This is a genomic window from Streptomyces sp. CB01580 (genome assembly GCF_001905795.1).
Classification (GTDB): Bacteria; Actinomycetota; Actinomycetes; order Streptomycetales; family Streptomycetaceae; genus Streptomyces.
Genome location: NZ_LIXJ01000033.1, coordinates 1 through 25,955 on the forward strand (window position 1 = coordinate 1; position 25,955 = coordinate 25,955).

Here is a 25,955-nt window from a genome sequence, read left to right on the forward strand (position 1 = left end):
CCTCGCCACCAGCGCCTACGCCTCCTACTCCGGCTGCCGGCAGTACCGCGAGAACCTCGCGGAGTCGCTGGCCGCCCTGGAGGCCGAGGGGCTGCCGGTGCCCCGCGTCGACAAGCTGACACCCCCACCAACAGCTCCTGGCTCAACCGCATCGAGGCCCAGTTCACCGCCTTGCGCTACTTCACCCTTGACGGCACCGACCACGCCAGCCACAAGGCACAGGGCAGCATGATCCGCCGCTACATCATCTGGCGAAACCATCACGCCGATGACCGGCGCCTACGTGCCCTGGTGGACAGGGCAAACGTTGCCTGATGCGGCACTAGCTCCGGGAAACGGAGGCTGGGGCTCCTTGGATCGCCTCAAGGCCGCCCCAGGGCACCTCAGGACCACTTCAGAGCACGACGGCCGCGTTGCCGTTGTCGGTGACCATGGGGCGCCCGGCACCGTCCCAGGCGAGCATGCCGCCGTCCACGTTCACGGCGTCGATGCCCTGTCCCACCAGGTACTGGGTCACCTGGGCGGACCGACCGCCGACCCGGCACATCACGTGCACGCGCCGACCGTCCTCGACGGCCTCGGTCAGCTCACCGAAACGCCCCACGAAATCACTCATCGGAATGTGCAGGGCGCCTTCGACGTGCCCGGCCGCCCATTCGTCGTCCTCCCGGACGTCCAGCACGAAGCCGTCCGACGGGACCGCCGCGGCATCCACCGAGGGCAGCGGGGCGAAGTTCATGGGGTATGCCTTCTCTCGTACGTACACTCCTGAGTCACCAGGAACGCTACTGCACCAGTCCCGCCAGCTCCTCCTCGCGCCGGGTGACCTCGGCCAGCAGCTGGTCGGCGATCTCGTCGAGCAACCGGTCCGGATCGTCGGGCGCCATCCGCAGCATGGCGCCGATCGCGCTCTCCTCGAGCTCCCGCGCCAGGACCGTCAGGAGTTCCTTGCGCTGGGTCAGCCAGTTCAGCCGGGCGTAGAGCTCCTCGCTCTCGCTCAGCTCCACCTCCGGCACCACCGGACCCGCAGCCCACTCCTGCGCCAGCTCCTCCAACATCGCCTCGTCACCGCGTCCGTAAGCGGCGTTGACCCGGGTGATGAACTCCTCCCGGCGCGCCCGTTCCGTCTCGTCCTGCGCCAGGTCCGGGTGGGCCTTGCGTGCCAGCTCGCGATAAAGCTTGCGCGCCTCGTCGGTCGGCCGGACCCGCTTCGGCGGCCGTACCGGCCGCTCGGTCAGCATCGCCGCCGCCTCGGGGGACAGCCCGTCGGAGTCGATCCAGTCGTGGAACAGCTCGTCGACACCCGGCATCGGCATCACGGCCGCCCGGGCCTCCCGCGCCTTGCGCAGATCCTCGGGGTCCCCCGTTCTGGCGGCCCGGGCCTCCGCGATCCGCGCGTCGAGCTCGTCGAGGCGCGCGTACATCGGGCCGAGCTTCTGGTGGTGCAACCGGGAGAAGTTCTCGACCTCGACCCGGAAGGTCTCCACCGCGATCTCGAACTCGATCAGAGCCTGCTCCGCCACCCGCACGGCCTTGGCCAGCCGCGCCTCGGGCCGCGCCTCCTCGGCCGTCCCGTCCGTGGCTCCACCGCTCCCGGCGGTGGTATCGGTCCCCGGACCACCACCGGCCGACCGACCGTGCTGCTCGGGCTGCCCGGACCGTTCGGCCGACTCGGGCTGCACATGCGGCTCGTACTGCTGGTCGTTGTCCTGCTGGTCGTTGTCCTGCCGGTCATCGTCGTTCCGGGTGGTCGGCACCCCGGCGGCTTCGTGCGTCACCCGTCCAGCGTATGGCCACCACCACCGCCCCGAGAACGCATGCCGGCGGAGCGCCCCCTGCACGCATCTACACGCCCGGCTCGGCGGCTGTCCGCCCCGCCGCTATGGCCCGCAGCAACTCCGCGTGGTCCGCCTCCGTACGGTCCGCGTACGTCACAGCGAACGCCGCCACCGCCTCGTCCAGTTCGTCGTTCTTGCCGCAGTACCCGGCGATCAGTCTCGGGTCGGCGCTGTGCGCATGGGCACGCGCCAGCAATGCCCCGGTCATCCGGCCGTAGTCGTCCACCTGGTCGGCCGCCAGGGCAGCCGGGTCCACACTGCCCTTGCGGTTCCTGAACTGCCGCACCTGGTACGGACGCCCGTCCACGGTCGCCCAACCCAGCAGGATGTCGCTCACGACCTGCATCCGCCTCTGCCCGAGCACCACCCTGCGCCCCTCGTGCGCCACCTCCGGAACGTCGAACCCGACGGCCGGCAGATACGGCGCGAGCGCGGAGGGCCGCGCCTCCTTCACCTGGAGCACCAGGGGTTCGCCCCGGTGGTCGAGCAGAAGCACCACGTACGACCGGGTGCCGACGCTCCCCGTGCCGACCACCCGGAACGCCACGTCGTGTATCGCGTACCTGCCGAGGAGGGGCACCATGTCCTCGGAGATCGTGCCCAGATAGTCACCGAGCCCCGCCGCCACCGCCGCGGCCTCCTCGTCCGGCACCCGCCGCAGCACTGGAGGGGCGTCGACGAAGCGGCGTCCCCCGTCACCGGAGTCCTCGGTGGACCTGGCGGCGAAACGGGCACTGGTGTTGCTGCGGGCCTTCTCCGAGACGCGTTCCAACGTGCCGAGCAGATCCCGCGCGTCCGTGTGCGAGACCAGTTCCTCGTCCGCGATGGCGTTCCAGGCGTCGAGCGCGGGCAGCCCGGCCAGCAGCCGCATGGTCCGCCGGTACGCGCCCACCGTGTCGTACGCGCCCCGACGGCAGGTGTCCTCGTCCGCACCGGCCTCCCTCCCGGCCAGTACCAGGGAGGTGGCGAGGCGTTTGAGGTCCCATTCCCAAGGACCGAACACGGTCTCGTCGAAATCGTTCAGGTCGATGACGAGGCTGCCGCGCGCATCCCCGTACAACCCGAAATTGGCTGCGTGGGCGTCGCCGCAGAGCTGGGCGCCCACCCGGCTGACCGGCGTGCCCACCAGGTCATGCGCCATCAGCCCGGCCGAGCCGCGGAGAAAGGCGAACGGCGTGGCCGCCATCCGTCCGACCCGTATCGGCGCGAGGGCGGGCACCCTGCCCAGGTTCGACAACTCGACCGCCTGCACGGCATCGGGCCGCCCGGGCGGAAGGACACAGGAGGAATGCGAGGCCCTGGGCACCCGCTCCCGCAGCGCCTTGCCCGCCGCCTTGAGCGACCGCGACGCCTTGCCGGAACCCTTGGCCTCCGCATCCGCCCGAGGCGCGAATCCCGGCACGACCGGGATGCGCGGCTCCCCTGTCGCAGCCCGCTGTTCCGGCATCGGCGCCCGGTCCGCCACCGCGGTCCGGTCAGGCGCCGTCCCCCGCCCCGGCGCCGTCCCCCGCTCCAGGGCTGTCACTTCGATTTCACGCATGGCGCGCAGCCTCCCCCGACTCTGTCCTGCGCACCGGCCCGGTGCCTTGTCACAGATCAACCGCGCCGACGCTACCGCTGTCGGCCGAAGCCCGTCTCCCCCTGTGGACAACCCTGTGGAAACCGCCTGTCGGCCTGTGGATCCTCCAGCACTCCCGGTCGGACGTGGCTCGGTCGGCCCCGGCCCGGTCGGGCGCTGTTCGGTCGGGCGCGGCCCGGTCAGACATCGACGGCTTCCCCCAGTTCCTCCTCCAACTCCTCGTCCTCGTCCGCCCCGACCGAGGCACCGGCCCTGACATGCGTCCACGCGTCCCTTCGGTCCCGGCGAATCCAGCGACGGTGCCGGCGAACCCGGCGACGGTGCCGGGGCCGGCCGGAGCCGTTCCCGTCGGGGCCGTCCTTGAGGCCGCCTTCCGGCGCCCGGACTCGGCCAGACCGGCCAGACCGGCCCGCCACATCATCACCAGGCCCACGACGAACCAGAGCGCGAGCACGAGGACATGCCGTCCGAGCGCGTACCCGCCGAAGTACACATGGCTCCGTACGCCCTCGACGAAGCCCGCCCCGTTCCAGAAGGAGTGCAGCGAGCCAAAGAAACCGGGCTGCAGCTCGGGCCGGAAGATGCCGCCGGAACCGGTGAAGTTGAGCATCACGACGAGCACCATCACGCCGAGCGTCGTTCACCGCCTGAGGAAGGCGTGCAGCCCCACGCCGATCAGCAGGATGCCCGGAGTAGAGCAGGGCCATCGCCCTCAGTCCGCCGAGCCCGTGATCCACCAGGCCGAACAGCGGCCCCGCGAACACCACCCCGATCAGGCTCACCACCAGGGACGCGGCGATCGCCAGCGCCGCCCTGACCCGCAGCGCGAGCACCGCACCCGTGCCACCGATGACCGCGACCGACGCGCAGGAGCCGATGCTCACCGCGGCCAGCAGGAAGAAGATGCGCGAAGCATCATTCGACATCATCCAGCGCGAACCGACCGCTTTCGCACGTCGCGCCCGAGCCACGGCAGCCCGCCTCCACCCTGAGCTCCCGCTCGTCTCGTACACACTGCTGGCACACATCGACGACTGGCACGGCTGCCGCGCGACGGACCCGGACGCCCCCTACATGCTGGACAAATCGACGGTCAGCCGACAGATCGGCGCGCTGGAGAAACTGGGACTGGTCGAACGCCATCCGGACCCGGACGACCATCGCATCCAGGTTCTGCACCCCACGGAGGCCGGAACCCGGGCACTCGCCTCGACACAGGCCAGCCGACGCGCCGCCTACCAAGAACGCCTCGCGGACTGGACGGAGGACGATCTCGCGAAGTTCGCCGAGTACCCGCTGCGCCACAACTGCGCGAACGCCGCTATACCGGTCGAACCGCGGTATCCGTCGTCATCCCGCTCGACCTGCGGCGACAACGCAGGACGCATCGGGATCCACGCATTCCGGAACCCGTACGTGTGAGACCGCCCCAACCGCGAGAACACCCCCAATGGGGTGTTTCACGTGAAACACGACCCAAGGCTCGACCGGGTTCGCCATGGATCGAACGGGTTCGCCGCCATCACCCCGTATAGCACCGGGCGGCCCGTCCACGGCCCGGCTTCCCTCACCCGCAGGCCCGCGCTCCCCGCCTACAACCCGGCGTCCCTCGCCAGCAACGCGGCCTGCACCCGGTTCTCGCATCCCAGCTTCGCCAGGATCCGGCTCACATATGTCTTCACGGTCGCCTCGCTCATATGCAGGCGTCGGCCCGCGCCCGCGTTGGACAGCCCCTCCCCGAGCAGTCCGAGGACCTCGCGCTCCCGCCCGGTGAGGGCGGCGACCCGTTGCCGCGCCTCTTCGCCCCGGACCGCGGCCCGCCCCAGAGTGAGCTGTTCCACCACGTGCCGGGTGGCGCCGGGGGAGAGATACGCATCCCCGGCCGCCGCCGCCCGCACGGCCTGGATCAGTTCCGCCGGGGCGGTGTCCTTGAGCAGGAAGCCGGCACCCCCCTGTTCCAGCGCCCGCAGGACGTTCTCCCGCTCCCCGAACGTCGTGAGCACGATCACTCGCGCCTTCGGCGCCGCCGTGCGCAGCTCCGCCAGTGCCGTGAGCCCGTCCATCACCGGCATCTGCAGGTCGAGCAGCACAACGTCCACCGCGTGGGCGCGGGCCAGCTCGACGGCCTCACGTCCGTTCGGCGCCTCTGCGGCCACCTCGATGGACGGATCGGAGGTGAGGATCATCCGTATCCCGGCCCGGATGAGGGGCTCGTCGTCAGCGATGACGACCCTGATCGGCTGCCCCGTCACTTCACTCGCACCCCCGCGCTCGTCCCGGGCGCCTCATCTGCCGACGACCTCGTAGGACCTCTTCTCGATCAGCTTGCCGTCCCGGAAACAGAACCGGAACACGGGCTCGGTGTTGAGATCGTCGCCCAGCTCGGAGGACATCAGGACCAGGCACCGCGCCCCGGCCGGCTTCTTGGGCCCCTCACGGTCCAGCCCGGCCGCAACGAATGTATCGCCGTCGGGCAGTTGCTCCCGCACCTCGTCCTCGGCCGCCCCGACCTTGATCGACTGGAACTGGCTCGGGTCGATCGTCGCCTTGTCCAGCTCCGTCGTCAGGAAGTACAGGCCAAACCCGCAGGCCAGCACCAGCAGCACCAGTGCTCCCACGCCTATGCCGCAGCCCAGCGCGATCCCGCTGCCCGTGCCTCTCCTGTTGCCGCCCATCGCCAACTCCCGCTCGGAAACCGTCCAGTCCATGGCCGGACCACCGTTCCCCCGCAGGGCCTTCTGCGACTGCTGCCGAAAGTCGTCCTCCACATCAACCATCGGTGCCCCCACCGCGCCACCGGGTGCCCCCTCGGTGCCGTACGGAAGCACTCCGGCCACCCGGAAGCCCCCGTCCTCGGTCCGACCCGTGTGCACCATGCCGCCGACCAGCCGGGCCCGTTCGTGCAGACCGGGCAGTCCCTGCCCGCCGCTGACCACCTCCACCGCGGGCTGCGCATCGCTCGGCCGTCCGTTGACGACCTCGACGACGCAGGAATCCGGCTCGTAGCGCAGCTCGACCGTGATCGCCGCACCCGGTGCGTGCTTGTACGCGTTGGTCAGCGCCTCCTGGACGATGCGGTAGGCCGCACGGTCCGAGGGACCCGCGAGCTCCCGCACCTCTCCGGTCCTGCGGAGTTCCACCGCGCTCCCGGCGGCACGCGCGGCGTCCGTAAGTTCCTCGATGCCCGCCGTTCCACGCGCTGTCGGCTGCCCGCTCTCGGCACCGTGAGCCGGTGCCTCGACACCATCCCGGAGGATGCCGACGACCTCGCGCAACTCGTGCATCGCGTGCACCGAGGCATCCCGCAGCACCCCGACCACTTCCCGCTGCCGCTCCGTCAGCTCCCGGTCGACCTCCAGCGCCCCCGTATGGACGGAGATGAGCGCCAGTTGATGACCGAGGCTGTCGTGCATGTCCTGAGCGATTCGCTGGCGCTCCATGAGCCGCGCCTGGCCCACGATCATGGCCCGCTCCCGAATGAGCTGGGCATTGCGCTCCTGAAGGGCGTGCAGCAGGGTCCGGCGCTGCGTCCAGTACCGGCTGGCAAGGCCGGGCACGAGGGTCGTCGCCAGGAAGTAGAGGGTGGTGAGCAGCACCTGTGTCAGGGGCCACGGCGACGACCAGCTCACCGCGACGGTCAGCCCGACATAGAGCACGTACGAGGCGGTGAAGGCGCCCAGAGCCCGCCCCGCCCCTGCGATCCTGCGCCCGGAACTCCACGCCACGACCATCAGCAACAGCGCGAAGCCGCCGGACAGACCAGCCAGGGCGGACGTCACCACCAGCACCGTCACGGGCAGTCGGCGCCTCGTCAGGGACAGCACCACGACCGCGGCCGAAACCGTCCACAGACGCAGGTTCCCGCTGCTCAGCAGTTCTTCCGTACCAGCCGCGAGCAGCCCCAACACCGCGGCCAGTACCGCTTCGCCGGCCGCCCTGCGCCGGGACCACAGCGCGGGCGCGGCCCACCATCGCCACCCGGCCCGGAGCTTCGATATCGCGTACACGCTCCGCACCCTAGACAGTCCTGTATGCGTACGACGCCCCACTTTCGTCGCACCTGCCCACGACGAAAGTCGTCACCCGAAACACGAACCCCGCAAGCTTCATGAACCGCATGCAGCCCCACGAACACCAGAAGTCACCGAAAAGTCCTGCACAGCACCGAAACACCAAGAAGCGACGGAGAGCACAGCGAACGCCACGGACGCCGTGAACCAACGAACCCACCGAACCAGGCAAACCAAGCGAACGCCATGAAGCACGGGAAGGCCCCCGGAAGAACCAAAACCATCGGAAGTGCCGAAAAAGTCACGGAAACCCGGGAACGAAGAAGCCCCACAGATCGTTTGACCCGTGGGGCTTCTCCCTTGTGCGCGAGGGGGGATTTGAACCCCCACGTCCCTAAGGACACTGGCACCTGAAGCCAGCGCGTCTGCCGTTCCGCCACTCGCGCATGAGTGGTGTTTCCGGGCTCTCCCACCGTTTGGTGCGTTCGCCTGGCGACATCCGGAAGATTAGCACGCTGGACAGGGTGGATTCACATCCGTTGTTTCACCGAAGGCATGGCGGGAGAGGGAACGCCGAGCGGCCGCCCCCACTCCTCCCCAGTACCCCCCTTGTGCGGGACACTGTCAGGAGGCCGCCTCTACGATCCGTGTGAGAGGTGACACTCATCCACAGGGCAGACAAGGGGAACCAGCCGATTTCCCGACGCGTGGATACGATCAGTAAGCAGTACCGGGCCGACCACAACGGAGGAGGTGCCCCATGGGAGTCATGAAGCGTTTCGAGCAGCGTCTCGAGGGTCTGGTCAACGGCACCTTCGCCAAGGTCTTCAAGTCCGAGGTCCAGCCGGTGGAGATCGCGGGAGCCCTCCAGCGCGAGTGCGACAACAACGCGACGATCTGGAACCGCGAGCGGACCGTCGTGCCCAACGACTTCATCGTCGAGCTCAGCACACCCGACTACGAGCGACTCAGCCCGTACTCGGGCCAGTTGGGCGACGAACTCTCCGGGCTGGTCCGCGACTACGCCAAGCAGCAGCGGTACACCTTCATGGGCCCCATCAAGGTCCACCTGGAGAAGGCCGACGATCTCGACACCGGCCTGTACCGGGTGCGCAGCCGCACCCTGGCGTCGAGTTCGTCACAGCACCAGGACCTCGGTCGGCAGGGAGCGCCGAACCACCAGGGGCAGCCCTCGCAGCCCACCGGAGGCTACGGCTACCCGCCCAGCTCCGCCCCGCCCATGCCCACGGCCCCGCCGCCGGGCGCCGGCAGGCCGGGAGCGCCCGGCACCGACCGGCACCCGTCGGCCGGTCCCAGCCCCCTGCCGAACGCGCAGGTTCGGCGCTGGATCGAGATCAACGGCACTCGCCACCAGATCTCCCGCTCGACGCTGGTGCTGGGACGCAGCACCGACGCCGACGTGCGGATCGACGACCCCGGCGTATCGCGCCGGCACTGTGAGATCCGGACCGGAACGCCCCCGACGATCCAGGATCTCGGATCCACCAACGGCATCGTGGTGGACGGGCAGCACACCACCCGCGCTACGCTCCGCGACGGCTCGCGGATCGTCGTGGGCAGCACCACCATCGTTTACCGGCAAGCCGAAGGGTGAAGCGGGGGCAATGTCAGAGCTGACCCTGACGGTCATGCGGCTAGGTTTCCTGGCTGTTCTGTGGCTGTTCGTGATCGTGGCCGTCCAGGTCATCCGCAGCGACCTGTTCGGAACGCGCGTCACGCAGCGCGGCTCACGCCGCACCACGAACGACGCGCGACCGCAACAGGCACGCCAGAATGCCGCGGCCCCGCCGCAGCAGCGCCAGCAATCCGGCCGGCAGCGTCGGGGAGCGCCCACAAAGCTGGTCGTCTCCGAGGGGTCGCTCACCGGCACCACGGTCACGCTCCAGGGGCAGACCATCACGCTGGGACGGGCCCACGATTCGACGATCGTGCTGGACGACGACTACGCGTCCAGCAGGCATGCCAGGATCTACCCCGACCGTGACGGTCAGTGGATCGTCGAGGACCTCGGGTCCACCAACGGCACGTACCTCGACCGGACCCGGCTCACCACCCCGACGCCCGTTCCGCTGGGCGCGCCGATCCGTATCGGCAAGACCGTCATCGAGCTGCGGAAGTAGTACGACAATGAGCGAGCGGAGCGAGCGAGCCGCGGCGGCCCGGGCAACGGACCCGGCCCGGCTCCCGACCGGAGGGTGGGCAGTGTGGCTCGAGACCGGCGGTACCCCGAGCCGACGGGCGAGGTGCGCATGAGTCTTTCCCTGCGCTTCGCCGCCGGATCGCACAAGGGCATGATCCGGGAGGGCAACGAGGACTCCGGCTACGCCGGTCCGCGCCTCCTCGCCATCGCCGACGGCATGGGCGGACAGGCGGCCGGAGAGGTCGCCAGCTCCGAGGTGATCTCCACGCTCGTCCAGCTCGACGACGACGTCCCGGGCTCGGACATCCTCACTTCACTCGGCTCGGCCGTCCAGCGGGCCAACGACCAGCTGCGCATGATGGTCGAGGAGGACCCCCAGCTGGAGGGCATGGGCACCACGCTCACCGCCCTGCTCTGGACCGGGCAGCGCCTCGGCCTCGTCCACGTCGGCGACTCCCGCGCGTACCTGCTGCGCGACGGCATGCTCACCCAGATCACCCAGGACCACACCTGGGTGCAGCGGCTGGTCGACGAGGGCCGGATCACCGAGGAGGAGGCCACCACCCACCCGCAGCGTGCCCTCCTGATGCGGGCACTGGGCAGTGGCGACCACGTCGAGCCCGATCTCTCGATCCGCGAAGTCCGGGTCGGCGACCGTTATCTGATCTGTTCCGACGGGCTCTCGGGCGTCGTCTCCCACCAGACGATGGAGGAGACTCTCGCCAGTTACCAGGGCCCCCAGGAGACCATCCAGGAGCTGATCCAGCTCGCTCTGCGCGGCGGCGGCCCGGACAACATCACCTGCATCGTCGCCGACGTCGTCGACGTCGACAACAACGACACCCTGTCCGGGCGGCTCAACGACACCCCGGTCGTGGTCGGCGCTGTCGCCGAGAACCAGGCGGCGCAGATGGCCGCCGCCGAGAGCACGGCCGCCATGCAGACCCCCGCCGGGCGGGCTGCCGGCCTGGGCCGCCCCGTCCCGCCCCCCTCGGGCGGGTTCGGCCCGCCCGGGAGCGGTGACACCGCCGGGTACGGAGAAATGCCCGAGAACTCCTTCGACGCGTACACGGACGAAGACTTCGTGAAGCCGAGTGGCGGCCGGAAGTGGTTCAAGAGGTCGCTCTACACCGTCCTGGCGCTGGCCGTCATCGGCGGTGGCGTCTACAGCGGATACCGCTGGACCCAGAACCAGTTCTACGTCGGCGCGAACAACGAGCACGTCGCGCTGTTCCGAGGCATCAGCCAGGACCTGGCTTGGGTCTCGCTCTCGAAGGTCGAGAAGGACCACCCGGAGATCGAACTCAAGTACCTCCCGGCCTACCAGCGCAAGCAGGTCGAGGCGACCATCGCCGAGAGCGATCTCGCCTCCGCCCGCGAGAAGATCGGCGAACTCGCCGTCCAGGCATCCGCCTGCAAGAAGGACGCCCAGCGACGCGCGGCCGAAAAGGCTCGCTCCGACGAGGGCCAAGCCGCCGGTACGGACTCGGACGCCGTCAAGCCGTCCACCACACCGAGCACCGCCACGACCAAGTCGACCGCAGCGACCCCCACTCCTGGCCCCAGCCTCTCGGCGGAAGAGAAAAAGCTGGTCCCGCAGTGCGGTAAGCAGTAAGCCGTAGGGGGCCTTCAGCACCATGAGCGTTGTCACCAATACGACCACGATCGGCGCGATCGACGCACCGAGCCGCCGCAACACCGAGTTGGCGTTGCTTGTCTTCGCCGTCTTCATCTCGGCCTTCGCCTACGCGAACGTGGGCCTCGCTCTCAACGGCGAACTGCCCTCCGGCATGCTCGGATACGGCCTCGGACTCGCCCTGCTCGCAGGCATCGCGCATCTCGCCGTGCGCAGATTCGCTCGCTACGCGGACCCGCTGCTCCTACCGCTGGCCACGCTGCTCAACGGTCTGGGCCTTGCGCTCATCTGGCGCCTGGACCAGTCGGAGAGATTCCAGGCGCTGAAGACCTTCGCACCCGCCGCATCCAAGCAGCTGATGTTCTCGGCGGTCGGGGTCGGACTGCTCGTGGTCGTACTGCTGACCCTCAAGGACCACCGCATCCTGCAGCGCTACACCTACATCTCCATGGTCGTAGCGCTGTTCCTGCTGATCCTTCCGATGTTCTTCCCAGCGGTGAACGGTGCCAAGATCTGGATCCGGATCCCAGGTATCGGCACCCTTCAGCCCGGCGAGTTCGCCAAGATCATCATCACGGTCTTCTTCGCGGGCTATCTGATGGTCAAGCGCGATGCCCTGGCTCTGGCCAGCCGTCGCTTCATGGGGCTGTACCTGCCGCGGGGCCGTGACCTCGGCCCCATCCTCATGGTCTGGGCCTTCTCGATCCTGATTCTGGTCTTCGAGACCGACCTCGGTTCTTCCCTGCTGTTCTTCGGCATGTTCGTCGTCATGCTGTACGTGGCCACGGAACGCACCAGCTGGATCGTCTTCGGTCTGCTGATGTCCGCTGTGGGCGCTGTCGGTGTCGCCTCGTTCGAGCCACACGTCCAGCAGCGCGTCACCGCCTGGCTCGATCCCTTCGCGGGCTGGGGCAAGGAAGCCGCGAGCGAGCAGATGGCCAAGTCCCTCATGGCCTTCGGTTCCGGCGGTACTCTCGGCACCGGGCTCGGCCAGGGCAACTCGGACCTGATCGGCTTCGCCGCCAACTCCGACTTCATCCTTGCCACCGTCGGCGAAGAGCTCGGCCTTGCCGGAATGATGGCCATCCTCTTGATCTACGGTCTCATCGTGGAGCGCGGCATTCGCACGGCTCTCGCCGCACGCGACCCCTTCGGAAAACTTCTCGCGATCGGTCTCTCCGGCTCCTTCGCCATTCAGGTCTTCGTCGTCGCCGGTGGTGTCATGGGACTCATTCCGTTGACCGGCATGACCATGCCGTTCGTCGCGGCAGGTGGTTCGTCCGTCATCGCCAACTGGGCCCTGGTCGGCATCCTGCTCCGTATCAGCGATACCGCACGGCGTCCCGCGCCGGCCCCAGCTCCATCACCCGACGCCGAAATGACCCAGGTGGTCCGACCGTGAACAAGCCACTTCGCAGGATCGCGATTTTTTGCGGGCTGCTCGTCCTCGCTCTCCTGGTCCGTGTCAACTGGCTCCAGTACGTGCGTGCCGACGAACTGAATGGGCATAAGCACAACCGCCGTGTTCAAATCGAGCGTTACTCGCACGAGCGCGGCAACATCATCGTCGACGGCAACCCCGTCACCGGATCCGTCGAGACCTCGGGCAGCGACTTCAAGTACAAGCGGGTATGGAAGAACGGCCCCATGTGGGCTCCTGTGACCGGCTACTCCTCACAGGCCTTCGATGCCTCGCAGCTCGAGAACCTCGAAGACGGCATTCTGACCGGCAACAGCGACCAGCTCTTCTTCGACCGCACGCTGTCCCTCTTCACGGGCGGCCAGAAGAAGGGCGGCAACATCGTCACCACTCTCAATGGTGCCGCACAGAAGGCAGCGTTCGAGAAGCTCGGCAACAAGAAGGGCGCCGTGGTCGCGCTCGACCCGAGGACGGGCGCGATCCTGACCTTGGTCAGTACGCCTTCGTACGACCCCTCGGTGTTCGCGGGCAACTCCCTCAAGGACGAGAAGGCCCGTAAGGTCCTTCTGGAGGACAAGAACAAGCCGATGCTCAACCGGGCATTGCGCGAGACCTACCCTCCGGGCTCGACCTTCAAGGTCGTCACCGCCGCCGCGGCCCTGGAGAACGGGCTGTACACCGACATCGATGCGAAGACGAACTCCCCGCTGCCCTGGCGACTGCCCCAGTCGACCAACAACCTGAACAACGAGGGCAACATCCCGTGCGAGAACGCCTCGCTCCGGGAGGCGCTGCGGTGGTCCTGCAACACCGTCTTCGGCAAGATCAGCGACGACCTCGGCAACCAGAAGATGATCGACCAGGCCGACAAGTTCGGCTTCAACCAGGAGATCTTCACTCCGGTACGGTCCGACGCCAGCATCTACCCCAAGGACAACCGGCCGCAGAACGCCATGGCCGGCATCGGCCAGGCGTCCAACCGCTCCACCCCGCTCCAGATGGCCATGGTCGCCGCCGCGGTCGCCAACGACGGCAAGCTGATGCAGCCGTACATGGTCGCCGAGCGCCAGGCACCCAACCTCGACGTCATCTACACCCACAAGAAGGAACAGCTCAGCCAGCCCCTCTCCGCCGAGAACGCCCAGAAGCTCCAGCGGATGATGGAGACCGTCGTCCAGGACGGCACCGGTAAGAACGCCCAGATCCCCGGCGTCACCGTCGGCGGCAAGACCGGTACGGCCCAGCACGGCCTCAACAACAGCGAGAAGCCGTACGCCTGGTTCATCTCGTACGCCAAGACCGACAACGGCTCCCCGGTCGCCGTGGCCGTGGTCGTCGAGGACGGCGAGGCGAACCGCGGCGACATCTCCGGTGGCGGTCTGGCCGCCCCGATCGCCAAGGCAGTGATGCAAGCGGTCATCGACAAGAAGTGATGACCGTCACACCAAGTGCCATACCTGCATCTTCGGATACCGGTCAGGTATCAGGTCCGGGCTCCGGGCCGATCGGGTAGTGCGCGGCCGGTAGCGTAGGCGCGAGCAGCACACCGCCGGACCGCGCACCGGTGCGGTCGGGACTGACGGAGAGGGCTGGAACAGTTATGGAAGAGCCGCGTCGCCTCGGCGGCCGGTACGAGCTGGGCTCGGTGCTCGGCCGTGGTGGCATGGCCGAGGTCTACCTCGCACACGACACCCGGCTCGGCCGCACCGTAGCTGTGAAGACGCTCCGGGTCGACCTGGCCCGCGACCCGTCCTTCCAGGCCCGGTTCCGCCGTGAGGCCCAGTCCGCCGCCTCGCTCAACCACCCGGCGATCGTCGCGGTCTACGACACCGGCGAGGACTACGTCGACGGGGTCTCCATCCCGTACATCGTGATGGAGTACGTCGACGGATCGACGCTCAGGGAGCTCCTGCACTCCGGCCGCAAGCTGCTGCCCGAGCGCACCCTGGAGATGACCGTCGGCATCCTCCAGGCGCTGGAGTACTCGCACCGCGCAGGCATCGTCCACCGTGACATCAAGCCGGCGAACGTCATGCTGACGCGCACCGGTCAGGTCAAGGTCATGGACTTCGGCATCGCCCGCGCCATGGGCGACTCCGGCATGACGATGACCCAGACCGCGGCCGTCATCGGCACCGCCCAGTACCTCTCGCCGGAGCAGGCCAAGGGCGAGCAGGTCGACGCGCGTTCCGACCTGTACTCGACCGGCTGCCTGCTCTACGAGCTGCTGACCGTCCGGCCGCCGTTCGTCGGGGACTCGCCCGTCGCGGTCGCCTACCAGCACGTGCGGGAAGAGCCTCAGCCGCCCAGCAACTTCGACCCCGAGATCACGCCCGCCATGGACGCGATCGTGCTGAAGGCCCTGGTCAAGGACCCCGACTACCGCTACCAGTCGGCCGACGAGATGCGCGCCGACATCGAGGCGTGCCTCGACGGCCAGCCGGTCGCCGCCGCGGCGGCGATGGGCGCGCCCGGTTACGGCGGCTACGACGGCGGCTACGGCGACCAGCCCACCACGGCACTGCACTCCGCCGACCAGAACGGCGCGGGCGCCACCTCCATGCTGCCCCCGGTCAACCCGGACGACGGCGGGTACGGCTACGACGACCGCCCGGACCGCCGCCGCCAGAAAAAGAGCAACACCTCGACGATCCTGCTGGTCGTCGCCGGTGTCCTGGTCCTGATCGGTGCGATCCTGATCGGCAAGTCGCTCTCCGGCGGCAACGACGACAGCGGCCGGATCAGCGCGCCGAACCTGGTCGGCCTGACCGTGGACGAGGCTCAGACACGCGCGGAGAGATCCGACGTCGTCCTCAAGGTCGGTTCGCACGAGCCCTGCGAGGACCAGCCCAAGGACAAGATCTGCAGCCAGACCCCGACCGCCGGCGACAAGATGGCCGAGAAGGACACCGTCACGGTCGTCGTCTCCGCCGGTCCGCCGAAGGTCGAGGTCCCGGACGTCACGGAGAAGTCCGAGGCCAACGCCCGCAAGAACCTTGAGGACAAGGGCTTCACGGTCAACGTCACCGCGGTCGAGTCCGAGAGCCGCCCGGGCACGGTCACCAAGCAGGACCCCGTGGGCGGAACGAAGGCCGAGAAGAACTCCGAGGTCACGATCACGGTCGCCAAGCAGGCCACTCAACAGCTTCCGCCGGTGACCGACCGGAGCTACGACGACGCGGTGGCACAGCTCACCGCCCTGGGCTTCAAGAACGTCTCCAGGACCGATGTCGATTCGGACAAGCCCGCAGGCACGGTCATCAGCCAGAACCCGCCGGGGAACTCGGCGCAGCCGCTGGACGCACAGATCGTCCTGACGGTCTCGAAGGGCCCGAAGCAGCCGGAGCAGACCACGGTCCCCGACATCCAGGGCAAGACCCTCGGAGAGGTGAAGAACCTGCTCGCCGGGGCGGAACTCCGGCTCGGTCAGGTACAGGGCCCGAACGACGACAACGCCCGGGTCGTCACCTCCCAGCCCGGCCAGGGACAGCAGGCCGACAAGAACAGCGAGGTCGGCGTGATGACCATTCCCGGCGGAGGGGACGGCAACTCCTTCGGCGGCCCGAACGGTCATCGGAGACACTGACCGTCGGCCCCGACTTCAAAAGGGCCCTGGTCACCCGTTGGCGGGTGACCAGGGCCCTTTGCCATCGCCGTCACGACCGCATTCGCGCCGTCACGACCGTGCTCGCGCCGTTCATGGGGGCGCGCAACGGGGCGGCACCGTGCCCGACGGGCGTCAGCGCAGCTCCGCCGGCTTCGTGCGGTCCTTGTCGACCTTCTCCGTGCGCACCAGCTCGCCCCACACGATGTAGCGATACTTGGACGTGTAGACCGGTGTGCAGGTCGTCAGCGTGATGTAGCGGCCGGGCTTCTTCGCGCCCGACCCCTCCGGCACCGGCAGCAGCACGTCGACGTCGTACTTCGACGTCTCGGGAAGCTCCTTGAACACCTTGTAGACGTACCAGGTGTCCCTGGTCTCGAAGACGACCGCGTCGCCCGTCCGCACCTTGTCGATGTTGTGGAACTTGGCACCGTGCCCGTCGCGGTGCGCCGCCAGGGTGAAGTTACCCTTCTTGTCCCAGGGCAGGGCCGACTTCACCGGGTCCGTGTAGTACCCCGCGATGCCGTCGTTGAGGTTCTCGGTGTCGGTGCCCTTCTTGACGAGCACCTCGCCGTTCCTCATCGACGGAACGTGCAGGAAGCCGATGCCGTCCTTGGTGTCCAGCGCGCCCGGCCCGTCCGCCCAGCGGTCGCGGACGGTGTCGCCCTGCTTCGTCGCCGCGCGGTCGGCGAGCACATTGGTCCACCAGAGGGAGTACGCCACGAAGAGGCCCAAGACCAGGCCCGCCGTGATCAGGAGTTCACCGAAGACGCTGATCGCGGTCGCGACGGGATGGCGGCCCGCACGCCGCGGCGGTGGCGCGGACTCGCCGGTCAGCTCTTCGTGCTCGGTCCTCGTTGTCACCGCACCCGTCCCTGTGGTGATGATGTGTCAGTCGAGAAGCGCGTCGGGCTTCCCCTTGCTGCGCGGTCGTTCGTCGACCATCTTGCCCCAGACGATCAAACGGTACGTACTCGTGAATTCCGGTGTACACGTCGTCAGCGTGATGTATTGGCCGGGTTTGGTGAATCCCGACTCCGGCGGCACCGGGCCGATGACCGAGATGTTGGACGGCGAGGTCTGCGGCAGCATTTTCGTCATCTCGTACGTGTAGTACGTGTCCTGCGTCTCTACCACGATCGGGTCACCGGGGCCCAGCTGGTTGATGTAGCGGAAGGGCTCGCCGTGCGTGTTGCGGTGGCCCGCGATAGCGAAGTTGCCCTGCTTGTCCGACGGCATCGCGGTGCGCAGCGCGCCCTCGGCGTAGTGGCCGACCATGCCCCGGTCGAGGACCTTCTCCTTGCTGATGCCCTCGGCGATCGGAGCGACCACGTCCAGCTTGGGGATGTGGAGGATGGCGAAGCCCTGTCCCGCCTCGAAGGCGCCGGGAGTGCGGTCGCCCTTCGCCCAGTTGTCCTGGATCTTGTGCGTCTCCTTGCCGGCGTACTGATCGGCGCGCACGTTCGTCCACCACAGCTGGTACGTGACGAACAGCAGCATCAGAACGCCGAGCGTGATGAACAGTTCACCGACGACCCTGCTGGCGACGACGGCCGGGCTGTCCTTGGCCGCACGCGCCGCACGCCGCGCCTCGACCCGCGACATCGGCCTGTCGGGCGTCGGCGGGGCGGGATTCGCGGGCCCCTGCCGCGGTTCGGCACGTCGGCGGCCCCGTCCCTTCGCGGCCCGTCGGCGCTCGGCACGGCCCCCGGTACGCGGTTCCTCCGGCTCCGGGTCCGACACCGGCGCCAACACCGACGTCGTCTCCGACACCGACACCGACACCGACTCCGGATCCGGCCCGGGAACGGGAACAGGAACAGGAACAGGATCGGGGACGGGGACGGAAAGCGGAGGCATCTGCCGGGTCGAGGCCAGTGGATCGTCGGCGCCCCCGGGCTCCGCCGCCCGCGCCCCGGCCGCCTCGTCGTCCGCGACGGCGGAGGCCACGGACAAGAGGGAGGAGGACCGTGGGGGGACCGGCCGCGCCTCGGGCGCCAGTGCGGGGTTCCGTGACCCGTACCAGTCCCGTTCGAAGCCCTCGGGGTCGTACCACTCCGACGGGGTCTCCTGAGAAACACGCGCCATCCGTGGCGGCCGCGGTGACTGTGCCGATGGTGATGACTGTGTCGGCGGCGACGACTGTGAGGACGGCGATGACTCCGGCAATTGTGATGGCGGTGACGGCTGCGCCGGGTGTGGCGGTTGTGACGTCTGTGCCTGCTCCGGGACCGGGACGTACGTCTGCGCCCGTGCATGGGGGTCCGGAGCCCGGTGCTGCCCTCGCCTCCGGCCCCGCCCCTGCTCGTGCCCCGGTCCCGGTTCGTCCGGCGACACGGCCTCCGCGGGCGGCGACACGGCCCCCGCGCGGAACCAAGGTGACGTGTGCTGCCCCGGGACCGGCCCCGGCAGCGGGTCGTTCAGCGGATCGGCCAGCCGGCCGACCGCCGCTTCGAAGGCACCCGTCTCCTCGAAGCCCGCCGCCTCGAACGCGCTCGCCCTCTCGGAGGCACCCGCCTCGTACGCTCCCCGCTCGTACGGGCCGTCCCGTCCGGCATCGGGTTCGGGGCGGAGCTCGGTCACGCTACGGCCTTGCCCACCACCGGCGCGAGCCCCGCCGACCTCGCGACGGCTCCCGTGTCGCCGCACTGCGCCAGCCAGTTGGCGAGCATCAGGTGGCCGTGCTCGGTGAGCACCGACTCCGGATGGAACTGCACGCCCTCCACCGGCAGTTCACGGTGGCGCAGCCCCATGATGATGCCGTCGGCCGTGCGGGCCGTCACCTCCAGCTCCGGCGGAATCGTGTCCGGTTCGGCGGCGAGCGAGTGGTAGCGGGTCGCGGTGAAGGGGGAGGGAAGGCCCGCGAAGACCCCCGTGCCGTCGTGGACGACCGGCGAGGTCTTGCCGTGCAGCAGCTCCGGGGCGCGGTCCACCACACCGCCGTACGCCACCGCCATCGACTGCATCCCCAGGCAGACCCCGAAGACCGGGACGCCCGTCGCCGCGCAGTGGTGGACCATCTCCACGCAGACACCCGCCTGCTCGGGGGTGCCGGGCCCTGGGGAGAGCAGGACCCCGTCGAAGCCGTCCTGGGCGTGCGCCGTGGTCACCTCGTCGTTCCGGAGCACTTCGCAGTCGGCGCCGAGCTGGTAGAGGTACTGGACGAGGTTGAAGACGAAGCTGTCGTAGTTGTCCACGACGAGAATGCGGGCGCTCATCGTCCGGCCCCCGATCCACCCTCGCCGTCGACCGTCACATCGCCGAACGGCAGCAGTGGCTCCGCCCACGGGAAGACGTACTGGAAAAGCGCGTAGACGACGGCCAGCACCAGCACGAGCGAGATGAGCGCACGCACCCACACGTTGCCCGGCAGGTGCCGCCAGATCCAGCCGTACATGCAATCCCCTCCATTCGGTACGGGAACCAGACTAAAGGGCCGGGGCGCGCGCGTGGGTCAGCTGTGGAAAGCCGCCGGTCTGCCGTCGGTCACGGGCCGGGTCGCGTCGAGGTGCGCCCAGGCGATCAGCCGGTGGCTGCTCCCCCACTCGGGGTCGCAGGTGGTCAGCGTCAGATAGCGGCCCGGCCCGTCGAAGCCGGACTTGCGGGGTACCGGGTCGATGACCCCGATGTCGCCCGGCACGGTCCGGTAGGGCTTCCTGTCGACGCGGTACGTGAACCACGTCGTCCCGTCCGTCAGCAGCACCGCATCCCCCGGGCGGAGCTTCGGGAAGTCCTTGAACGGGTCCCCGTAGGTGCGGCGGTGCCCGGCCAGCGCGAAATTGCCCAGTTCGCCGAGGCGGGCGGTCCCGGAGTAGTGGCCGATCCCCTTCTGCAGGGTTCGGGTCCCGGTGTTCTCCAGTACGGGCCACTCCCACCCCTTGCCGAAGCGGGGTATGTAGAGCATCGCGAACGGCTTGCCGTCCCGGTACGCCGCGGGGGCGGGCTCCGGCGCCGCCGTCGGGGACGAGGGGGGCGCGGGTGACGCGGAAGGCACCGGGGACGCCGGGGCGGGTGCCGCCCCGTGGGCCCACTGGTCGCGCAGGGTGCCGATCTGGTCCTCGGCCGCGCCCGTGGCCCGTACCCCGGTCCAGAACAGCACGTACACCACGAAGAGCACGATCAGGGCACCGACGGTGATACAGAGTTCGCTGAACGTCCGCACGATCAGTCGCACCGACACCGCGTCGGCCTCCCCACAGCAGCTCGCTACTTCGCCGGTTCCGCCTGGTGGAGGTCCACTGTGCCCGAGTAGCCGGGAAGAGTCACCGTCTGGTGCTCGTCGACTTTCCAACCGAGCCCGTACGCCTTCACGTACAGCAGGTAGTTGTTGATCGCCGGGGAGTCGTCGAGCGCCTGCTTGAGGGCGGCCGGATCGCCCACCGCGGTGATCTTGTACGGCGGGGAGTAGACGCGGCCCTGGAGGATCAGGGTGTTGCCGACGCACCGGACCGCGCTGGTGGAGATGAGTCGCTGGTCCATGACCTGGATGCCCTGCGCGCCGCCCTGCCAGAGCGCGTTGACGACCGCCTGGAGGTCCTGCTGGTGGATGACCAGGTCGTTGGGCTGGGGATCGGGGTAGCCGGGGTTCGCCGTGGCGTCGGGCGGGGCGTCGTTGAGGGTGACGGCCACCGCGCGGCCGGAGAGCTTCGTGGTGCCCGCGGCCCGCTCCAGCTCCTTGAGCCGCGCGTTCTCCTCCTCGGTGGCACCGTCGTCGCGCCGGACGAGTGCGTCGATGTCCTCGCGCACGGACGCGTTGGTCTCGTCCAGCTGGGCGTTCTTGCCGCTGCGCTGCTGGATGAGGTCGGAGAGCTTCAGCAGGGAGGCGTCGGTGCGGATGTTGGTGCCCTTGGCCGTGTTGGCGCTGGTGACGAAGATCAGGCCGGCGAGGGCGAAAACCGCAGCGGTGAGCACCCGGGCCGGGTGCCGGAAGGCGCGGCGGCCCGGTCCTCGGGAGGTGTCGGCGGAATTGCTCAACGTACCCTTATCTCCTTCGACGCCACGGAAGCACTACGCTAACGGACGCCCGGGGGAGGCAGTATTCCCCCTCGCACCCGCCCCGGCGCCAGCCACAGTTACCTGCGCGGTCACGCAGCGCATCGACAGGAGAGTTCCTCGTGCCGAAGTCACGTATCCGCAAGAAGGCCGACTTCACGCCCCCTCCGGCGAAGCAGGCGAGCAATATAAAGCTGACCAACCGCAGCTGGGTGGCGCCGGTCATGCTGGCGCTCTTCCTGATCGGTCTGGCCTGGATCGTCGTCTTCTACGTGACCGACGGCGAACTCCCGATCACGTCGCTGGGCAACTGGAACATCGTCGTCGGCTTCGGCTTCATCGCCGGTGGCTTCGGCGTCTCCACTCAGTGGAAGTAGGGCCGCGGCGGGGTCGGCCCGCCGCGGCGACGAGCGCCGGTGCACAGCGGGCTCCGCTCGCGCAAGCCTTGCCCCAAGTTACCCACAGCGTTATCCACAGGCAGGGGAAAAGGTCAGACGATCTGTGGATAACTCACCGACTGTTGACACCGATGTGACTGCAGCCGCCCTCCTTCAGGGCCGGCAGGCCCCTTGTCCTCGCTGGAAAAACCCAGCTCAGCGACAAGGGGCTCACTTGTTCCCACAGAACGCACAAGATCCGGCACATGCTGTGGACAACTGAGCCGTCCATGCTCGGCCGCACGGCAGCCGTGCTCTCGGGCCGCCAGGAGATCTGTTCTCAGCTCCATGTGGAGCAGTGCGGGCCCGCTCAGGTCACCCGGGCCCGCTCAGGTCACCCGGGCCGGCTCAGGTCGCCCCGGGTCGGTCGGCCCGTCAGGTCAGCGCGGCCGTCCGGGCGAGGACGATGCCGATCACCGCGACCAGGACCAGGGCACAGGTGCCGTACTGCACCAGCGCACGCCGCTCCCGGGGCGCGTGCACCATGCCGATCGCGATCAGCGTGCCCGCGATCAGACCGCCCACATGCGCCTGCCAGGCGATTCCGCCCCAGGGGTTGAAGGTGATGACCAGGTTCACGGCAAGCAGCGCGAAGACCGGGCGCATGTCGTAGTTGAGCCGGCGCATCAGCACGGCGGTGGCGCCGAGCAGGCCGAAGATCGCGCCGGAGGCGCCGAGCGATCCCTGCACCGGGGCGGAGAGCCAGTAGGTGAGTGCCCCGCCCGCCAGACCGGAGAGCATGTAGAGGGCGAGATAGCGGGCGCGGCCGAGCACCGCCTCCAGCGGGCCGCCGAGCCACCACAGGCCCAGCATGTTGAAGAGGATGTGCCAGACCTCCTGATGCAGGAACATCGACGTCACCAGGCGGTACCACTGCCCCTCGGCGACGCCCTCCAGCGGGCCGCCGTAGTAGGTGGTCGCGCGGCCGAGCAGCACCAGCTGGTTGACCAGCTCGTCGCCCTTCGCCAGGACGGCGACGAACACCGCGACGTTGATCCCCAGAAGGATCTTGGTGACGAGCCGGGGATCGGCCGCGACGGCGCCGCCCGCGAGGGTACGCGGACGGGCGGCGGCCGGGGCGTGTCCCGTACCGGTCCCCCGGCGGACGCAGTCCGGGCACTGGAAGCCGACCGAGGCGTCGACCATGCAGTCGGTGCAGATCGGACGGTCGCACCGGGTGCAGCGGATGTGCGCCTCGCGGCCGGGATGGCGGTGGCAGCCGAGCGGACCGTCCGCGCCGCCCGGACGCTCCCGGCCCTCCGGCGACTGCTCGTCCATCGGTCCTCTCACTTCCCGGTCACCTCGGTCCTGGTCGTGGCGGCGGCACGCACGACACGGCCCTGCCCGTCCGCCATGTAACAAGTACGGACGAGCAGGGCGATTGGTTCCCGATCGGACGACCAGAACGTGATCATCCGATGACCGCAGGTGATGCAGGTGATCAGCGGGTCTCGATGACGACCGACTCGATGACGACGTCCTCCACCGGACGGTCGGTGCGGGGGTTGGTCCGGGTGGACGCGATGGCATCGACGACCTTCTGGCCGGCCGGGTCGACGACCTCGCCGAAGATGGTGTGCTTGCCGGTGAGCCAGGCGGTCGGCGCGACGGTCACGAAGAACTGCGAGCCGTTGGTGCCCGGGCCCGCGTTGGCCATGGCCAGCAGGTACGGCTTGGTGAAGGCCAGGTCGGGGTGGAACTCGTCACCGAACTCGTACCCCGGGCCGCCGGTGCCGTTGCCCAGCGGGTCGCCGCCCTGGATCATGAAGCCGCTGATGACACGGTGGAAGACGGTGCCGTCGTACAGCCTGTCCGTGGACTTCTTGCCGGTCTCGGGGTGCGTCCACTCGCGCTCGCCCTTGGCGAGCTCCACGAAGTTCTTGACCGTCTTGGGGGCGTGGTTCGGCAGGAGCCGGATCTCGATGTCGCCCTGGTTGGTCTTCAAGGTGGCGTAAAGCTGCTCGGCCACGATCTGCCTTCCGTAAGTCCTCGGTGACGTCAGATGTTCGGTGACGCCCACCGATCCTCGCACGGACCGCCCGTTCCGGCGCCCGGCCGCCACCCCGTGCGCGCCCCGCTCACCTCGTTGCCCGATCCCCCCGCGCGCCCCTCACCCCCCTGCCCGATCCCCCCGCGCGCCCCTCACTCCCTTGCCCGATCCCCGCCCGACGGCCTACACCGGCCCCGCCCGACGGGATACGCCGCAGCCGTGTGCCGCTCGGCGGCCCGGCTGCGCGCCGCTCCCCGCAGGAAGGTGCCGCTCCCCGCAGGAACACGTGCGGCCAAGCGCGTGACGAACCGGCGCGGGCTGAACCGAACCCCGGCACCTTCGTCGGCAAGCTCCCCTTGCACCACGTCGCACCACGTGAACACGACCAGCCGGACGCAACGGCTTCCCGGACCGGTCAGGGCGCCCGCCCCGGATGCCCGCCCCACATGCCGGACCCGCCTTCGGCAGGCATGATCTCTGAATGGGTGGAAAGGCGGACCAACCACCCGCCACCAAGGAGGAGGATCCCGTGACCCGCATCGACAGCGTGCGCGCCGCAACCGACTCGGCCAAGGACAGCGTGCAGCACGCCGCGGAAGTGGTGGCGCCCTACGCCGACACGGCCAAGGACCAGGCCGCGCATCTCGCGTACGAGGCCCGCGCACGGCTCGCGCCGAAGGTGACGAAGGCGGCACAGCAGGCCCGTGTCCAGTACGGCGCGCACCTCGCACCACGTATCGAACAGGCCCGCGCCCACGTGCCGCCCAAGGTCGACGAGGTCGCGCAGCGCGCCGCGTGCCGCACCCGCCGGGCCGCCCGCACCGCTGCGGACTACGCCGTGCCACGCATGGAGCACGCGATGGCCGTGGCCCAGCCCATGGCCGAGGAGGCGTCGGCCCGCAGCGCGGCGGCGCTGGCCGCACTGCGCGGCCAGGTCACCGCGAAGGAGATCAGGCAACTGGCCAGGAAGCACGAACGGCGGGCGAAGGCCGGCCGGGTGTGCAGGGGCTTCTTCGTGGCGGGCATCGTGGCGGGCATCGCCTACGCCGCCTGGAGGTGGTGGGACAAGCAGGCCAACCCCGACTGGCTGGTCGAACCGTCCGCGCCCACGGAGGTCTCCGAACACGGCCCGCTGTCCTCGGTCGACGGCTCCGGCCCGGCACCGCTCGACCCGGAGTCCGGGGAGGCCGGGGAGACCGGCGAGGCGGGGGGGAACAGGGGCACGGACGGCCCGGAGGGCGTGAACGGCACCGGCCCCGACGACCGCGGCTGAACCGCTCGGCACCACCCGGCCGCTGCCGGGCGGCCCTCGTACGACGAAGCGGCTGCCGGAGGATCCCAGGATCTTCCGACAGCCGCTTCGTCATGTTCTGTGGAGCCTAGGAGATTCGAACTCCTGACATCTGCCTTGCAAAGGCAGCGCTCTACCAACTGAGCTAAGGCCCCGAATAGGCGGACAACACCGGACGTTTCCGCGCCTCGGCCACCGCCGCAGACCAGAGTACCGGGTACTCCCGGGAATCTCGCAAAAAAGATGGGGACTCCCGGTCGGCAACCACTCTCCGTAAGATGCACGACGAGGTTCGCAGCAGCGAAGCGGCAGCGAAGGGGAGACGCCATGGATGCAGCTCAGCAAGAGGCGACGGCAAGAGCCAGGGAGCTTCAGCGCAGTTGGTACGGAGAACCCCTCGGGGCCCTGTTCCGCCGCCTGATCGACGACCTCGGCCTGAACCAGGCCCGGCTCGCCGCAGTCCTCGGTCTGTCCGCCCCCATGCTCTCCCAGCTGATGAGCGGTCAGCGCGCGAAGATCGGCAACCCCGCGGTCGTCCAGCGTGTCCAGGCCCTCCAGGAACTGGCAGGTCAGGTGGCCGACGGCAGCGTCAGCGCGGGTGAGGCCACCGACCGCATGGAAGAGATCAAGAAGTCCCAGGGCGGCTCCGTCCTCACCGCCACCAGCCAGACCTCCCACACCGGCGGAGCCCCGACCGTCCGGCGCGTGGTGCGCGAGATCCAGTCGCTGCTGCGGTCCGTCGCGGCGGCCGGCGACATCATCGATGCCGCGGACTCCCTCGCCCCGACCCACCCGGAACTGGCAGAGTTCCTGAAGGTGTACGGCGCGGGGCGCACCGCGGACGCGGTGGCGCACTACGAAGGACACCAGAGCTGACGCGGCGCGTCCACGGAGCACGGGACGCGGAACACGGAACGCGAAGACGCACGGAACGCAGAAGCGCGGAAGAACGGGCGTGAGCGGGGCATGAGCCGGGCGTGAGCCCGGCCGGGAGTCA

Annotated in this window: 24 protein-coding genes, 2 tRNA genes and 3 pseudogenes; 12 read left to right on the forward strand and 17 right to left on the reverse strand. The window is 69.2% G+C overall.

Translation table 11 applies throughout. The features are described from left to right. Positions 1-142, forward strand: a pseudogene (locus tag AMK22_RS38805) (ferrochelatase); the annotation flags it as partial. Beyond that, positions 115-315 (forward strand): annotated as a pseudogene (locus AMK22_RS42150) (IS630 family transposase); the annotation flags it as partial. The pseudogenes AMK22_RS38805 and AMK22_RS42150, both read left to right, overlap by 28 nt. Before the next feature lie 79 nt (positions 316-394). Here the strand turns inward: AMK22_RS42150 and AMK22_RS31695 are convergent. The 4 genes and pseudogenes from AMK22_RS31695 to AMK22_RS31710 all read right to left on the reverse strand — a co-directional run. Next, entirely contained in the window at positions 395-739 is a 345-nt protein-coding gene (locus tag AMK22_RS31695) for a rhodanese-like domain-containing protein (protein ID WP_073790717.1), read from the reverse strand. 46 nt (positions 740-785) lie between these two features. Continuing rightward, positions 786-1,778 carry a J domain-containing protein gene (locus AMK22_RS31700; protein ID WP_073790718.1) on the reverse strand — a complete coding sequence of 331 codons (993 nt, stop codon included), beginning with the start codon at positions 1,776-1,778 and terminating at the stop codon, positions 786-788. Positions 1,779-1,845: 67 nt separating this feature from the next. Next, entirely contained in the window at positions 1,846-3,285 is a 1,440-nt protein-coding gene (locus AMK22_RS31705) for a DUF2252 domain-containing protein (RefSeq protein ID WP_107430690.1), read from the reverse strand. A gap of 463 nt (positions 3,286-3,748) precedes the next feature. Continuing rightward, positions 3,749-4,322 (reverse strand): annotated as a pseudogene (locus AMK22_RS31710) (hypothetical protein); the annotation flags it as partial. Between AMK22_RS31710 and AMK22_RS31715 the strand changes: the two are divergent. Further along, the gene (locus AMK22_RS31715) at positions 4,294-4,839 is read left to right on the forward strand and encodes a MarR family winged helix-turn-helix transcriptional regulator (protein WP_079186515.1); all 546 of its coding nucleotides are present in this window, start codon (positions 4,294-4,296) and stop codon (positions 4,837-4,839) included. The pseudogene AMK22_RS31710 and the gene AMK22_RS31715 sit on opposite strands and share 29 nt — an antisense overlap. A 170-nt stretch (positions 4,840-5,009) precedes the next feature. Here AMK22_RS31715 and AMK22_RS31720 read toward each other — a convergent pair whose 3' ends face one another. The 3 genes from AMK22_RS31720 to AMK22_RS31730 form a co-directional block, all read right to left on the reverse strand. Then, positions 5,010-5,669, reverse strand: coding sequence for a response regulator (locus AMK22_RS31720; RefSeq protein ID WP_073790720.1), 660 nt, complete (start codon positions 5,667-5,669; stop codon positions 5,010-5,012). Positions 5,670-5,702: 33 nt separating this feature from the next. Further along, the gene (locus AMK22_RS31725) at positions 5,703-7,424 is read right to left on the reverse strand and encodes a sensor histidine kinase (RefSeq protein ID WP_079186516.1); all 1,722 of its coding nucleotides are present in this window, start codon (positions 7,422-7,424) and stop codon (positions 5,703-5,705) included. A 366-nt stretch (positions 7,425-7,790) separates the two neighbouring features. Further along, positions 7,791-7,873 (reverse strand) — tRNA-Leu (locus tag AMK22_RS31730). Between the two features lie 314 nt (positions 7,874-8,187). Here AMK22_RS31730 and AMK22_RS31735 point away from each other — a divergent pair. From AMK22_RS31735 to pknB, 6 genes are all read left to right on the forward strand, one after another. Further along, a complete protein-coding gene (locus AMK22_RS31735) occupies positions 8,188-9,042 on the forward strand; it encodes an FhaA domain-containing protein (RefSeq protein ID WP_073790721.1) in 855 nt (284 codons plus the stop codon). A 10-nt stretch (positions 9,043-9,052) separates the two neighbouring features. Then, on the forward strand, positions 9,053-9,568 hold the full coding sequence (locus AMK22_RS31740) for an FHA domain-containing protein FhaB/FipA (protein ID WP_073790722.1): 516 nt from the start codon (positions 9,053-9,055) through the stop codon (positions 9,566-9,568). 129 nt (positions 9,569-9,697) lie between these two features. Further along, complete coding sequence (locus tag AMK22_RS31745; protein WP_073790723.1) at positions 9,698-11,203, forward strand: Stp1/IreP family PP2C-type Ser/Thr phosphatase; 1,506 nt, start codon at positions 9,698-9,700, stop codon at positions 11,201-11,203. A gap of 22 nt (positions 11,204-11,225) precedes the next feature. Continuing rightward, positions 11,226-12,626, forward strand: a complete 1,401-nt coding sequence (locus AMK22_RS31750) for an FtsW/RodA/SpoVE family cell cycle protein (protein WP_073790724.1) — start codon at positions 11,226-11,228, stop codon at positions 12,624-12,626. Next, a complete protein-coding gene (locus tag AMK22_RS31755; protein ID WP_073790725.1) occupies positions 12,623-14,077 on the forward strand; it encodes a penicillin-binding transpeptidase domain-containing protein in 1,455 nt (484 codons plus the stop codon). Before AMK22_RS31750 ends, AMK22_RS31755 begins: the two co-directional genes overlap by 4 nt. Positions 14,078-14,244: 167 nt before the next feature. Then, the gene (pknB, locus tag AMK22_RS31760) at positions 14,245-16,230 is read left to right on the forward strand and encodes a Stk1 family PASTA domain-containing Ser/Thr kinase (protein ID WP_073790726.1); all 1,986 of its coding nucleotides are present in this window, start codon (positions 14,245-14,247) and stop codon (positions 16,228-16,230) included. A gap of 153 nt (positions 16,231-16,383) precedes the next feature. Here pknB and AMK22_RS31765 read toward each other — a convergent pair whose 3' ends face one another. From AMK22_RS31765 to AMK22_RS31790, 6 genes are all read right to left on the reverse strand, one after another. Beyond that, entirely contained in the window at positions 16,384-17,112 is a 729-nt protein-coding gene (locus tag AMK22_RS31765; protein WP_073790727.1) for a class E sortase, read from the reverse strand. A 27-nt stretch (positions 17,113-17,139) separates the two neighbouring features. Further along, positions 17,140-18,336 carry a class E sortase gene (locus AMK22_RS31770; RefSeq protein ID WP_079186512.1) on the reverse strand — a complete coding sequence of 399 codons (1,197 nt, stop codon included), beginning with the start codon at positions 18,334-18,336 and terminating at the stop codon, positions 17,140-17,142. A 491-nt stretch (positions 18,337-18,827) separates the two neighbouring features. Beyond that, the gene (locus AMK22_RS31775; RefSeq protein WP_073790730.1) at positions 18,828-19,466 is read right to left on the reverse strand and encodes an aminodeoxychorismate/anthranilate synthase component II; all 639 of its coding nucleotides are present in this window, start codon (positions 19,464-19,466) and stop codon (positions 18,828-18,830) included. Then, complete coding sequence (locus AMK22_RS31780; protein WP_073790732.1) at positions 19,463-19,645, reverse strand: hypothetical protein; 183 nt, start codon at positions 19,643-19,645, stop codon at positions 19,463-19,465. The genes AMK22_RS31775 and AMK22_RS31780 overlap by 4 nt, the downstream gene beginning before the upstream one ends. 57 nt (positions 19,646-19,702) lie before the next feature. Beyond that, complete coding sequence (locus AMK22_RS31785; RefSeq protein WP_073790734.1) at positions 19,703-20,428, reverse strand: class E sortase; 726 nt, start codon at positions 20,426-20,428, stop codon at positions 19,703-19,705. Between the two features lie 26 nt (positions 20,429-20,454). Further along, positions 20,455-21,222 carry a DUF881 domain-containing protein gene (locus AMK22_RS31790; RefSeq protein WP_073790736.1) on the reverse strand — a complete coding sequence of 256 codons (768 nt, stop codon included), beginning with the start codon at positions 21,220-21,222 and terminating at the stop codon, positions 20,455-20,457. Between the two features lie 140 nt (positions 21,223-21,362). Here AMK22_RS31790 and crgA point away from each other — a divergent pair, with 140 nt between their 5' ends. Further along, entirely contained in the window at positions 21,363-21,617 is a 255-nt protein-coding gene (gene crgA / locus AMK22_RS31795; RefSeq protein WP_073790737.1) for a cell division protein CrgA, read from the forward strand. 435 nt (positions 21,618-22,052) lie between these two features. On the opposite strand, the gene AMK22_RS31800 is transcribed toward crgA, so the two are convergent. Genes AMK22_RS31800 through AMK22_RS31805 form a run of 3 tightly spaced genes read right to left on the reverse strand, consistent with a single transcriptional unit; the run spans position 22,053 to position 23,646 of the window. Next, positions 22,053-22,955, reverse strand: coding sequence for a rhomboid family intramembrane serine protease (locus tag AMK22_RS31800; protein WP_073790738.1), 903 nt, complete (start codon positions 22,953-22,955; stop codon positions 22,053-22,055). An 8-nt stretch (positions 22,956-22,963) separates the two neighbouring features. After that, on the reverse strand, positions 22,964-23,092 hold the full coding sequence (locus tag AMK22_RS41900; RefSeq protein WP_274535457.1) for a hypothetical protein: 129 nt from the start codon (positions 23,090-23,092) through the stop codon (positions 22,964-22,966). A gap of 26 nt (positions 23,093-23,118) precedes the next feature. Next, a complete protein-coding gene (locus tag AMK22_RS31805; RefSeq protein ID WP_073790739.1) occupies positions 23,119-23,646 on the reverse strand; it encodes a peptidylprolyl isomerase in 528 nt (175 codons plus the stop codon). 550 nt (positions 23,647-24,196) lie between these two features. Between AMK22_RS31805 and AMK22_RS31810 the strand changes: the two genes are divergently transcribed. Continuing rightward, on the forward strand, positions 24,197-24,940 hold the full coding sequence (locus tag AMK22_RS31810; RefSeq protein WP_073790874.1) for a DUF5324 family protein: 744 nt from the start codon (positions 24,197-24,199) through the stop codon (positions 24,938-24,940). A gap of 100 nt (positions 24,941-25,040) precedes the next feature. Here AMK22_RS31810 and AMK22_RS31815 read toward each other — a convergent pair. Next, positions 25,041-25,113: transfer RNA gene (locus AMK22_RS31815), tRNA-Ala, on the reverse strand. A 172-nt stretch (positions 25,114-25,285) separates the two neighbouring features. Here AMK22_RS31815 and AMK22_RS31820 point away from each other — a divergent pair. Beyond that, positions 25,286-25,834: a helix-turn-helix domain-containing protein gene (locus AMK22_RS31820; protein WP_073790740.1), complete on the forward strand. Its 549-nt coding sequence runs from the start codon at positions 25,286-25,288 to the stop codon at positions 25,832-25,834. The last annotated feature ends 121 nt before the right edge of the window (positions 25,835-25,955 follow it).